Here is a 12080-nt window from a genome sequence, read left to right as displayed (position 1 = left end):
AAACATGACATGACGTTCTAACGTCACTTACCACTCACGACCACCCCGACCCACCACGCCACCGCCGCGCTTCTCTCCTGCGTTCCGTGAAGGCCACCTTGAGGGACTCTGGGTCCCTCAAGGAGGCCTTCACGGACTTGCCCGCCGTCTCGACACGCCGGAATCCCACCAATCGAGACATAGCATTCGGGTTATCTTGCGATTTCCGGCCAACTAGTGCTGCTAGGAAAGCTGCCGATACTAAAGGTCACTTGCTCCCGCGCCGGATCGGCTGCCGAAGTACGTGAAGGCCCCCTTCATTGCGCCTAGCGCAAGCAAGGGGGCCTTCACGTACTTGCGAAGGATCCGCGAAGCGGCCGGGAGCGCCTTCGCTTACCCCATTCGCGGCCTCTCAGAGCGTCCGTACGCCACCTAAGCCCCCTTCGGGACCATCTGGACTAGACCAGCTCCCACCTGCGCGGAGCCGCCTGCCCAGAGGTCTGGACCACCCCGTTCGTGCTACGCGCACTGTCACCGTCCGCAACAAGATCAAGTCGGCCGGAAACCCCTCCGAAGACACCCCTCGACGCCTCCGGAGCGTGACCGTCGCGGTCACCCAGCGAAGCGATCATGACTCTCCGCGAAGTTGATCAAGCCCCATGCCGGAGGCGGATTCCGCCCTCCCGCACACTGCTCTCCGCAGGCTCCCGCGCAGAGGCACCGGCAGGTGCACGGTCCATCTGCACAGTCGGTTGGACCCCGGTAACCCCAGTGCATCGCGTTCTTTCGGCGATGCGTTAGCCACCGGCTGTGTACTAGCCCGATCGTGTTACAACGAACTCCCTGAGTAACTACTCGTTTGAGATAGATACCCATTCGATCCCCCCGTGAAGGCCTCAGGGCGGCTACAGTGCCATCGACGACACCACTTTCGGTCTAAAGCTGGCGCGGCTAAACGGCCGAAAGTCCCGGTGCCGGTCGGGGGGCACGACCGACTCCAGGGAGGTAGTGACGTGGCTACCGTCGGCATTTCTCAGGCCGTCCGATCCACGCCAGCCGGTTCATTGCCGGCGAGCATGGTTCCGCACCCGCGGGAAGAGCTGTTTTCCGTGTTGGTGGTCGATGACCACCCGCTGTTGAGGGAGGCAATCTCAGCAAGACTCGCACAGATGGGTGCGGGCACCGTCCACGAGGCCGCCACGGTGGCCGAGGCGAGGGCGCGAGCACAGGCCACCGGGCCTTGTGATCTGGCGATCCTCGATCTCGGACTGCCGGATGGCAGCGGCATCGAGCTGGTTACGGAACTCCGTAGCCACGGCTGGCCTCGCGTTGTGGTGCTCGCTTCATCAGACGACCCGTACGCGGTCAGGTCGGCGTTCCAGGCCGGCGCCCAGGCATACCTGCTCAAGTCGGCATCGCCGGTCGTAGTGACCGACGGCGTCCGCAGGGTGCTCGAGGGCGGCGTCTACGCGGACCCGAGCGTCGCACCGGTCCTGGCCACCGGCACCCGAGTCGCCGGCACCGACAACACCCCGCGCGAGCTTTCCGCGCGCGAGGTGGAGGTGCTGCAACTCGTCGCCGACGGCCAGAGCAACAAGGAGATCGGTGAGGAACTCAGCCTCTCCGCTCTCACGGTGAAATCCCACCTCTCCCGCATCGGGCGCAAGCTCGGCACGGGTGACCGGGCTCAGATGGTGGCGCTGGCGATGCGTGCCGGCGTGATCCGCTGACAAAGGCGAACTGCCCTGCGGGGCGGGCGGACCAGGCGCGGCCCGCTCGTCCCGTAGGGTCTTCACCTATGGAAGGCGACCGACCCGGAGATCCGCAGGCAGACCCGCAGACCGGCACTGATGACCCCGGTGGACCGGTTCTCCTGCGCGAGCCCGCCGAGGGCACTCCGCCGGTGATCGCCGACGCGACAGCCCTCGCTGAAGCCTGCGCGAAGATCGCGGGCGGCAGCGGGGCCATCGCCGTGGACACCGAACGCGCGTCCGGCTACCGGTACTGGCCGAAGGCCTATCTGGTCCAGCTGCGCCGCGAAGGTGCCGGCTCCTTCCTCATCGACCCCATTCCGCTCGAAGGGCAGCTCGCGCCCCTCGCGGAAGTGCTCAACGACGCCGAATGGGTGCTGCACGCGGCCTCTCAGGACCTGCCGTGCCTCGCCGAACTCGACCTGCGCCCGAAGAGCCTGTTCGACACCGAACTCGCCGGGCGGCTCGCCGGGTACGAACGTGTCGCCCTCGGCACCCTCGTCGAACTCCTTCTCGGCTACCAGCTGGAGAAGGGACACAGCGCCGCCGACTGGTCGAAGCGCCCGCTTCCCGTCGACTGGCTGAACTACGCGGCCCTCGACGTCGAGCTGCTCATCGAACTGCGCGAGAAGCTCGAAGCCGACCTCGCTGCCCAGGGCAAGCTCGAATGGGCCCAGCAGGAATTCGAGGCCGTCCGCACCGCGCCGCCGCCCGCCCCGCGGGCCGAGCCGTGGCGGCGGACGTCCGGGGTGCACAAGATCCGCAGCGCCCGCGGCCTCGCCGCCGTCCGCGAACTGTGGCAGGCACGCGACGAGCTCGCCCGCAAACGCGACCGCGCGCCGAGCCGGATCCTGCCCGACAGCGCGATCATCAACGCCGTCACCGCGGACCCGAAGACCGTCGAACAGCTGCAGGCGCTGCCGGTGTTCAGCGGCCGGGTCCAGCGCAAGTACACCGCGAGCTGGCTGCGGCACCTCCAAGCCGCCCGCGCGCTCCCCGCCGACGAACTGCCCACCCCCGCGCAGCAGACCGACGGCCCGCCGCCGGTGAACCGCTGGTCGGACAAGGACCCCGACGCCGCCGCCCGGCTTTCCGCCGCCCGCGCGGCGCTGGCCGCCATCGCGGAGGACCGGCGGCTGCCGGTGGAGAACCTGCTGCTGCCGGAACTGGTGCGCCGCACCTGCTGGCGTCCGCCCGCGGACCTGAGCGAGGACACCGTCGCCCAGGTCCTCCGCGACGCCGGAGCGCGGCCGTGGCAGGTCGAGCTGACCGTGGCCGCGCTCAGCAAGGCGCTGCACGCCACCCCGGCCTGACCGGCTTCAGTCCTCCAGTAGCGCCCGCGCCGAGTCGCGCAGGTCGGTGTCCGGCTCCCCGAGACCGGCCAGCCTCAGCACGCCGTCGGCACCCTCGACGGCGTGCGCCTCGACGTCCAGATCCGGCTGGTCCCGCCGGACGATCGCGATGCTCTCGACGAGCCCGAACACGAGGTCGGTCCGGATGCCGAGCAGCTCGCCCGGGACACCGGCCGCCGCGACGAGCGAGCCGTAGACGCGTTTGAGTTCCGCCCGCTCGGCCCGGAACCGGGCCAGTCTCGGCGACGAGATCTCCGGCAGCAGGTACAGGGCGCCGAGATTGTGCCGCGCGCTGCCGAGCAGGTCGATGTCCGCGTAGGCCAGCGCCCACAGCCGTGTGCCGACCGGCGCGAGCTGGGCCGACAGCCCGCCCGCGACGTCCAGTGACGGCCGGACGGTGTCCTCCAGCAGCGCCGCGAGAATGTCCTCTTTGGACGGAAAGTGGTAGTAGAGCGACGCCTGGCGCAGCCCGGCGCGTTCGGCGATGGCTCGGGTGGTCGTCGCCGCGTACCCGGCGCCGGTGAACAGCTCCCCCGCGGCGTCCAATACGGCGAGCCGCGCTTCCCGCTTGCTCGCCGCCGCACCGCTGGCCCTCGGTCTGCCCACCCCGGTCGTTTTTGTCATCTATCCGATCCTGCCATTTCTCCGCGAAGATCTTTGTTACGTCCGGCGGTCGGCCCAGGTTACCGAATCCGGTATCTGTTAACACCGCGCTTACCCGGCGGAGATCGGAAGGATCCCGCACGCGCTTAATTTCGGTCAGCCGATCGAAATTCGGCCCTTCAGACAGGAGCCCCAGGAATGCCCTCCGAAGACCTTTCCGCCTTCGGGTACCGTCAAGAACTTCGCCGGACGCTGGGCGGTTTCTCCGCCTTCGCCGCCGGTTTCTCCTTCGTTTCCATCCTGACCACGGTCTTTCAGCTGTTCGCCTTCGGCTATTCCTTCGGCGACACGCTCTTCTTCTGGACATGGCCGCTGGTGATCACCGGGCAATTGCTCGTCGCGCTCAACTTCGCCGAACTCGCCGCCCGATTCCCGCTGGCAGGCTCGGTTTACCAGTGGGCGAAACACCTCTCCCCCGGATTCGCGGGGTGGCTCGCCGGCTGGATGATGCTGGTGGGCTGTGTCGTCGCGCTGGCGGGCGCGGCGATCGCGCTGCAGGTCGTCCTCCCGTCGGTCTGGAGCGGTTTCCAGCTCGTCGGCGGGGACCCGGCGATCACGTCGCCGACCGGCGCCAGCAACGCCGTCCTGCTCGGCACCCTGCTGATCGTCGTCACCACCGCGATCAACGCGGGCGGCGTGCGGCTCATGGCGCGGATCAACGACGTCGGGGTCGCGGCCGAACTCGTCGGCGTCCTCGTGCTGATCGTCGGTCTCGCGCTGTTCGCGGTCCGCGGTCCGCAGGTCGTGCTCCAGCCCGCGGGTGGAAGCCCCGGCGTCGGCGGTGTTCTCGCCTCGGCGCTGATGGCCGCGTACGTTCTGTACGGATTCGACACCGCGGCCTCCGTCGCCGAAGAGACCAAGAACGCGCGCCGCACCGCACCGCGTGCCGTGCTCCGCGCCTTGTTGATCTCCGGGGTCGGCGGGCTCGCCGTCGTCATCACCGCGCTGATGGCGGCCCCGAGCCTGACCGACGGGCAGTTGGCGGGGAAAGGCCTGCCGTACGTCATCACGGCCGTTTTCGGTGACACACTCGGCAGGGTGTTCCTCGCCGACGTCGCGATCGCCGTCGTCGTCTGCACCCTGACCATCCAGACCGGCACCGTCCGGTTGATCTACGCGATGGCCCGCGACGGCGCGCTTCCCGGCGCCAAACGCCTTTCCGCCGTCAACGCCCGCACCGGCACGCCGATCGCCCCGGCCGTGCTGTCCGGGTTGCTGGCAATCGGCCTATTGCTGCTCAATCTCGGCAATCCGACCATTTTCAGCACCATCACCGGAACCTCGGTGGTCGTGGTCTACCTCGCCTATGTCCTGGTGACCGGACCGCTGCTGATCCGGCGGCGCCAAGGGCGTTTCACCGCGGAACCGGGCCATTTCTCCCTGGGGCGATGGGCTATTCCGGTCAACGTGGCGGCAGTAGGGTACGGCGCGATGATGATCGTCAACATCGCCTGGCCACGAGCCGACATCTACGACCTGGCCGGTACCGGTTCCGTCTGGGTCCTGCTGTTCCCGATCGAGTTCGTCGGCGCCGCGCTGCTCACCGGCTACCTCTGCTGGCGCCGCCGCTCCGCGCTCACCACGGTTCCCGTCCCCGCGACCTGAAGGAAGGTTCCATGAGCACGACATCGACCACGTACGGCGCTCGCGACCACGCACGCGCCCAAGCGGGCACGGTGACCGACGCGATGCCCGCCATCCCCGCGTCCACCTGGCCGGATCCGCCGTCCGGGATCGACCCGGCGAAGCTGGTCTGGGCCGAGACCGTCGCCGGCGGCGGTTACACGCACAAGGTCCTCGCCCGCGGCACGGAACTGCGGTTGACCGACGTCGACGGCGACGCCTGCGCGCATCTGCTGCTGTTCAACGCCGACCAGCCGTGGGAGCGGCTGAACGTCGCGGACACGGTGAAGGTCCAGTGGAACGCGTACCTCAGCGAAGCGATCGCGCTGCTTTCGGATCAGGCGCGGGTCCTCGCGACCGTCGTCACCGACGAGAGCGGCAAGCACGACGCCCTCTGCGGAACGTCCACTGTGGACTCGAACGCCGAGCGTTACGGCGACGGCAGCCCTCAGGGCGGCTCGCCGTCGGGGAACGCGCTGTTCACCCTCGCCGCGGCCAAGCACGGACTCACACCGCGCGACCTCCCGCCGAGCCTGTCCTTCTTCCAGGGCGTCCACGTCGAAACCGACGGCGGGCTGACGTTCACCGGTTCGGCCGGACCGGGCAAGTCCTTGGTCCTGCGCACCGAACTGCCGGTCGTCGTCCTGATCGCGAACGTGGCGCATCCGCTCGACCCGCGCCCGGACTACACGGTCACCCCGCTGCGCGTCCTCGCCCAGCGGAGCGCACCGTCCACACCGGACAGTCCCGAGTGGACAGCATCGCCCGAGGCGCAGCGCGCTTTCGAGAACACCGCCGACTACCTCACCGCCAAGGGGCTGGCATGACCATCATCTCCGATACCGAAGTGGCCGCACGGGCACCGTACTCCACCGTGCTGCGCAAGGGCGAGACACTCTCGATCATCGACCTCGGCGGCAACCAGGCCGTCGACTTCCTCTGCTACGACGCGGCCGACACGGCGAAGAGATACAGCGCGGCGGCCACGATCTCGGCCCAGCGCAACATCTTCCTCACCACCGGCAGCGTGCTGCGCACCGGCGAGGGCGCCCCGCTGCTGACCGTCGTCGCGGACACCTGCGGACGGCACGACACGATCGGCGGCGCCTGCAGCAAGGAGTCCAACAGCCTCCGCTACGGCCAGCACACCCGGTACCAGCACGCCTGCGTCGAGAACTTCCTGACCGAGGGCGCGAAATGGGGCCTCGGCAAACGGGACCTGGTGGGCAACGTCAACTGGTACATGAACGTGCCGGTCGAACAGGACGGCACGCTCGGCATCGTCGACGGCATCTCCGCGCCCGGCCTCGAAGTCAAGCTGCGCGCCGAGACCGACGTCCTGGTGCTGGTGTCGAACTGCCCGCAGATCAACAACCCGTGCAACGGTTTCGATCCGACCGCCGTCCGCATGGTCGTCACCGGCGGTGACGCGTGAAACTGCTCGTCGCCAACCGGGGGGAAATCGCGGTCCGGATCATCCGGACCGCACAGGAGATGGGCATTCCGACGGTCGCCGTCTATTCCGACGCCGACCGCACGGCCGCGCACGTACGGCTTGCCGACGAAGCCGTCCGGCTCGGCCCGGCGCCGGCGAGGGAGAGCTACCTCCTCGCCGACGCCCTCATCGAAGCCGCGTTGAAGACCGGGGCGGACACGATCCATCCCGGCTACGGCTTCTTGTCCGAGGACGCCGCGTTCGCCAGGGCGGCGGAGGCGGCCGGGATCCGGTTCGCCGGTCCCGCCGCGGACCACCTCGAAGTCTTCGGCAGCAAGCACACCGCGCGGGAGAAGGCCGTCGAGGCCGGGGTCCCGCTGCTGCCGGGCACCGGCCTGCTGGACACCCTGGCCGACGCCGAGACGGCGGCCGCCGGGATCGGCTACCCGGTGATGCTCAAGGCCACCGGCGGTGGCGGCGGGATCGGCATGCGCGCCTGCGCGTCCGCCGGAGAACTCCGCGAAGCCTGGGACGCGGTGCAGAGCATCGCCGCCAAGAGTTTCTCGACCTCGGGCGTGTTCCTCGAACGGCTCGTGACCCACGCGCGGCACGTCGAGGTCCAGGTGTTCGGCGACGGCGCGGGTGCGGTGCTGGCGCTGGGCACCCGGGACTGCACGCTGCAGCGGCGCAACCAGAAGGTGCTCGAAGAATGTCCCGCCCCGGGGCTTCCCGAAGCGGTGCGCGAGAAACTGGTCGTCGCCGCCGTCGACCTCTGCGCTTCGGTGCGCTACCGGTCGGCCGGGACGGTCGAGTTCATCTACGACCCGGTGCGCGAAGAGGCCGCGTTCCTCGAAGTGAACACGCGGCTCCAGGTCGAGCATCCGGTCACCGAGGCGGTCTACCGTATCGACCTCGTCGCGTGGATGCTCCGGCTCGCCGACGGCGACACCGGCATGTTCGCCACCTCGCCGGAACCGCGCGGGCACGCCGTCGAAGCCCGGGTCTACGCCGAGGACCCGGCCGCCGGGCACCGGCCGAGCGCGGGGCTGCTGACCCGCGCCGACTTCCCCGAAGGTGTGCGGGTCGACACCTGGGTCGAAGCCGGCGCGAAGGTGACGACGCATTACGACCCCTTGCTCGCCAAGGTCGTCACCGTCGGCGCCGACCGCGCCGAAGCCCTGGCCGCGCTGAGCACGGCGCTCGGCGAAAGCCGGGTCGACGGGGTGCGCACGAACCTCGGCCAGCTGCGCGCGGTCGCCGCGGATCGGCGGCTGCACGACGTCACGCACGACACCGCGACGCTCGACGGGATCACCGACCCCGAACCGCGGATCGAGGTCCGGCGGGGCGGCACCATGACCACCGTCCAGGACTGGCCGGGGCGGCTGGGGTTCTGGCACGTGGGTGTCCCGCCGAACGGGCCGATGGACGATCTGTCGCTGCGCCTGGGCAACCGAGCGCTGGGCAACCCCGAAGGCGCGCCCGGCCTCGAATGCACCGTGGACGGTGTCTCACTGCGGTTCACCGACGACGCAATCGTTTGCGTCACGGGATCGCCGTCCCCGGTCACCGTCGACGGCCGCGACGTTCCACAGTGGACACCGGTCGAGGTCCCCGCCGGGGGCGTGCTCGACGTCGGTACCGGCACCGCCGGTCTCCGCGCGTACGTCCTCGTCCGCGGCGGGATCGACGTGCCGGACTTCCTCGGCAGCGCGGCGACGTTCACGCTCGGCGGCTTCGGCGGGCACGGCGGTCGCGCCCTGGCGACCGGCGACGTCCTCTCCCCCGGCCCGGTTCCGGTGAACGCGGTCGCGGGGCCTGTTCCCGAAGCCGACCGCCCGGTGTTCGCGACGCACTGGGAGATCGGCGCGTCCGAGGGACCGCACGCCGCGCCGGAGTTCTTCACCCCGGACGACGTCGAGACGTTCTACGCGACCGACTGGGAGGTGCACTTCAACTCCGCGCGGACCGGAGTCCGGCTCGTCGGGCCCCGGCCGCGCTGGGCGCGGGAGGACGGCGGCGAGGCGGGACTGCACCCGTCGAACATCCACGACACGCCGTACGCGATCGGCGCGGTGGACTACACCGGCGACCTGCCGATCCTGCTGGGCCCGGACGGGCCGAGCCTCGGCGGGTTCGTCTGCCCGGCGACCGTGGTGACCGGGCAGCGCTGGAAACTCGGCCAGCTGCGGCCGGGCGACACCGTGCGGTTCGTGCCGATCACCACCGAGCACGCCGGATCCTTGCGCGTCTCGCCGGGCTCGGCGGTCAAGGCGACCCGGAAGCCGATCGACGACGGCGGCATCCTCGGCCGTCTGTCCACCTCGGACGAGAACCCCGAGGTCACCTACCGGCGCAGCGGCGACGACAACCTGCTGATCGAGTACGGGCCGATGAAACTCGACCTGGCGCTGCGGATGCGGGTCCACGCCCTCGCCGACAGGCTGGGCGCGGAAGGCCTCGGTGGTGTCGGTGGCGTCGTCGACCTGACGCCGGGCATCCGCTCGCTGCAGGTCCACGTCGACCCGGACGTCCTGCCGGTCCCGAAACTGCTCGGGCTCGTGCAGGAGGTCGAGCACGATCTGCCGCGCACCGGCGATCTCGTGGTCCCGAGCCGCACCGTGCGGATGCCGTTGTCGTGGGACGACCCGGCGACGCGCGAGGCGATCGAGCGGTACATGGCGGGCGTGCGGGACGACGCGCCGTGGTGCCCGTGGAACATCGAGTTCATCCGGCGGGTCAACGGTCTGTCCAGTGTGGACGACGTCTATCGCACGGTGTTCGACGCGGAGTACCTGGTGCTCGGCCTCGGCGACGTCTACCTCGGCGCGCCGGTGGCCACCCCGCTGGACCCGCGGCACCGGCTGGTCACCACGAAGTACAACCCGGCGCGCACGTGGACGGCGGAGAACTCGGTCGGCATCGGCGGCTCGTACCTGTGCATCTACGGGATGGAAGGTCCCGGCGGGTACCAGTTCGTCGGGCGGACCGTGCAGGTGTGGAGCGGCTGGCGGCAACGCGGCTCCTTCGAACCGGGTTCGCCGTGGCTGCTGCGGTTCTTCGACCGGATCTCGTGGTACCCCGTGACCGCCGAGGAACTGCTGGACCTGCGGGCGCAGAGCTCGGCGGGGGAACTGGAACTCGACATCACCGACGGCGAGTTCGCGCTGGCCGACCACGAGCGGTTCCTGGCCGACAACGCCGCCGACATCGCCGCGTTCCGGGAGAAGCAGAGCACGGCGTTCGAGGCGGAGCGGCGGGCGTGGGCCGCGGCGGGCGAGTTCGATCCTCGTCCCGAACCGGTCGGCGCGAAGGTGCCGACCACGAAGGTCGAGGCGCCACCCGGCGGGCACGTCGTCGAAGCGCCGTTCGCCGCGACCGTGTGGCGGGTGGACGTCGAGCCCGGGAAGCGGGTCGACGCGGCGGAGACGCTGGTGATCCTCGAAGCGATGAAGACCGAGGCGCGGATCCCCGCGCCGGCCCTCGGGGAGGTCGTCGAGGTGCTCGTCTCCCCCGGTGATCAGGTCGCCCCCGGCACCCCGCTGGTGGTTCTGGGAAGGAGCGCGGGATGAGCGTGACGGAGCGGGTGCGCGCCGCGTACCACCGGATCGCGCGGGTCGACCGGCCCGAGATCTGGATCGACCTGCGGCCGGAGGAGGACGTCCTCGCCGACGCGGAGAAGCTGGACGCCCGTCGCGCGGCCGGGGAATCCCTGCCGCTGTACGGGAAACTCGCCGCGGTCAAGGGCAACATCGACGTCGCCGGGCTGCCGACGACGGCGGCCTGCCCCGAGTACGCGTATCAGCCGGCCGAGGACGCGCCGGTGGTGGCGCGGCTGCGGGCGGCCGGGGCGCTGATCCTGGGCACGACCAATCTGGATCAGTTCGCGACCGGGCTGGTCGGCACGCGCAGTCCGCACGGCGCGGTCCGGAACGCGATCGACCCGGCGTACGTGTCGGGCGGGTCGAGTTCGGGGTCGGCGGTGGCGGTGGCGCTCGGGATCGCGGATCTCGCGCTGGGCACCGACACCGCGGGTTCCGGCCGGGTCCCGGCGGCGTTCAACGGGATCGTCGGGCTGAAGCCGACGCGGGGCCTGCTGCCGACGACCGGTGTCGTGCCCGCGTGCGCGAGCATCGATTGCGTGACCGTGTTCGCGCGGACGGTCGACGAGGCGACGGCGGCGTTCGCCTGCCTGAGCGAACCCCGGGACCTTCCGGTGGTGCACCGGCCGTTCCGGATCGGCGTGCCCCTGGAGCCGGGGCCTCTTCAGGACGGGTGGGCGGAAGCGTTCTCCGCCGCGGCTCGCGAGTTTCACGACGCGGGCGCGGAACTGGTCCCTGTCGACATATCGGCGTTCCTGGCCGCGGCGCGGCTGCTGTACGAGGGCGCCTTCGTGGCCGAGCGGTCTTCGGCGGTCGGCGAGTTCATCGACGCGCATCCGGACGCCGTCGATCCGACGGTGCGGCAGATCATCGGTGCGGCCAAGGACATCCCGGCGCACCGGGTGTTCAGCGACCTCGCGACGCTCGGTGACCTTTCGCGGGAAGCGTCCGCCGTTCTGTCCACTGTGGACTGCCTCCTGCTGCCCACGACGTCGGAACACCCGACGATCGCCGAGGTCGAAGCCGACCCGCTGGGCGTGAACGCCCGGCTGGGCCGGTTCACGAACTCGACGAATCTGCTGGGCCTGTCGTCGCTGGCCGTACCCGCCGGGACCGTCGGCGGACTGCCGTTCGGGGTGATGCTGGTCGGCGCCGCGAACGCCGACCGGATCCTCGCCGACGTCGCCCGCCTGGTGCCGCGGCGGACACGGATCGCCGTCGTCGGGGCGCATCTGCGCGGGCAGCCGCTGAACCACGAGCTGACGTCGCGGGGCGGCCGGTTCGTTTCCGCGGGGCCGACGGCGGCCGAGTACCGGCTCTACGCGCTGGACACCGTGCCGCCGAAACCCGGCCTCGTCCGGGTCGCCTCGGGCGGCTCCGCCATCGCCGCCGAGATGTGGGACCTGCCTTACGCCGGCTTCGGCGAGTTCGTGGCGGGCGTCCCCGCGCCGCTGGCGATCGGGAAGGTGCGGCTGGCCGACGGGAGCGAGGTGTCCGGATTCGTCTGTGAACCGGCCGCGGTAAAAGGCGCGGAGGACATCACTTCCTACGGTGGATGGCTCGGGTACTTGAGCCGTTGAGTCGCGCCGAAACGTCACTCACTATTCGTGTCCCTCCCGTGACCCGATGTAGTGTCGGAGGCGCCTCTCGGCCGAATACCGCAGCCGCCTCACCT

At 70.3% G+C, this 12080-nt stretch carries 8 protein-coding genes; 7 read left to right on the top strand and 1 reads right to left on the bottom strand.

All coding sequences use genetic code 11. The features are described from left to right. The first annotated feature begins 992 nt into the window (after positions 1-992). Both AB0N89_RS40135 and AB0N89_RS40130 read left to right on the top strand, forming a co-directional pair. Positions 993-1709 (top strand): response regulator transcription factor, encoded by a 717-nt coding sequence (locus AB0N89_RS40135; protein WP_034318331.1) that lies wholly within the window; start codon positions 993-995, stop codon positions 1707-1709. A 68-nt stretch (positions 1710-1777) separates the two neighbouring features. Next, positions 1778-3043, top strand: coding sequence for a ribonuclease D (locus AB0N89_RS40130; protein WP_364216705.1), 1266 nt, complete (start codon positions 1778-1780; stop codon positions 3041-3043). Positions 3044-3049: 6 nt separating this feature from the next. Here the strand turns inward: AB0N89_RS40130 and AB0N89_RS40125 are convergent, their stop codons facing one another. Continuing rightward, positions 3050-3706 carry a helix-turn-helix domain-containing protein gene (locus AB0N89_RS40125; RefSeq protein ID WP_364216702.1) on the bottom strand — a complete coding sequence of 219 codons (657 nt, stop codon included), beginning with the start codon at positions 3704-3706 and terminating at the stop codon, positions 3050-3052. Positions 3707-3883: 177 nt separating this feature from the next. Between AB0N89_RS40125 and AB0N89_RS40120 the strand changes: the two genes are divergently transcribed. From AB0N89_RS40120 to AB0N89_RS40100, 5 genes are read left to right on the top strand one after another with little or no spacing between them, the layout of a single operon-like run. Continuing rightward, positions 3884-5350, top strand: coding sequence for an amino acid permease (locus tag AB0N89_RS40120; RefSeq protein ID WP_364216699.1), 1467 nt, complete (start codon positions 3884-3886; stop codon positions 5348-5350). Between the two features lie 11 nt (positions 5351-5361). After that, the gene (locus AB0N89_RS40115; RefSeq protein WP_364216696.1) at positions 5362-6195 is read left to right on the top strand and encodes an urea amidolyase associated protein UAAP1; all 834 of its coding nucleotides are present in this window, start codon (positions 5362-5364) and stop codon (positions 6193-6195) included. Then, a complete protein-coding gene (locus tag AB0N89_RS40110; RefSeq protein WP_364216693.1) occupies positions 6192-6803 on the top strand; it encodes an urea amidolyase associated protein UAAP2 in 612 nt (203 codons plus the stop codon). Before AB0N89_RS40115 ends, AB0N89_RS40110 begins: the two co-directional genes overlap by 4 nt. Further along, a complete protein-coding gene (gene uca / locus AB0N89_RS40105) occupies positions 6800-10375 on the top strand; it encodes an urea carboxylase (RefSeq protein WP_364216690.1) in 3576 nt (1191 codons plus the stop codon). The genes AB0N89_RS40110 and uca overlap by 4 nt, the downstream gene beginning before the upstream one ends. Further along, complete coding sequence (locus AB0N89_RS40100; protein WP_364216687.1) at positions 10372-11985, top strand: allophanate hydrolase; 1614 nt, start codon at positions 10372-10374, stop codon at positions 11983-11985. The genes uca and AB0N89_RS40100 overlap by 4 nt, the downstream gene beginning before the upstream one ends. The last annotated feature ends 95 nt before the right edge of the window (positions 11986-12080 follow it).

It is taken from the genome of Amycolatopsis sp. NPDC089917 (assembly GCF_040684635.1).
GTDB lineage: Bacteria > Actinomycetota > Actinomycetes > Mycobacteriales > Pseudonocardiaceae > Amycolatopsis.
This window is presented reverse-complemented; position numbering and strand designations above follow the sequence as displayed.

What these genes read in the sequence shown, in the direction of transcription:
- AB0N89_RS40130 (WP_364216705.1), top strand. Translation starts at nt 1,778, where the DNA reads ATGGAAGGCGACCGACCCGGAGATCCGCAGGCAGACCCGCAGACCGGC.
- AB0N89_RS40125 (WP_364216702.1), bottom strand. Translation starts at nt 3,706, where the DNA reads ATGACAAAAACGACCGGGGTGGGCAGACCGAGGGCCAGCGGTGCGGCG.
- AB0N89_RS40120 (WP_364216699.1), top strand. Translation starts at nt 3,884, where the DNA reads ATGCCCTCCGAAGACCTTTCCGCCTTCGGGTACCGTCAAGAACTTCGC.
- AB0N89_RS40115 (WP_364216696.1), top strand. Translation starts at nt 5,362, where the DNA reads ATGAGCACGACATCGACCACGTACGGCGCTCGCGACCACGCACGCGCC.
- AB0N89_RS40110 (WP_364216693.1), top strand. Translation starts at nt 6,192, where the DNA reads ATGACCATCATCTCCGATACCGAAGTGGCCGCACGGGCACCGTACTCC.
- AB0N89_RS40100 (WP_364216687.1), top strand. Translation starts at nt 10,372, where the DNA reads ATGAGCGTGACGGAGCGGGTGCGCGCCGCGTACCACCGGATCGCGCGG.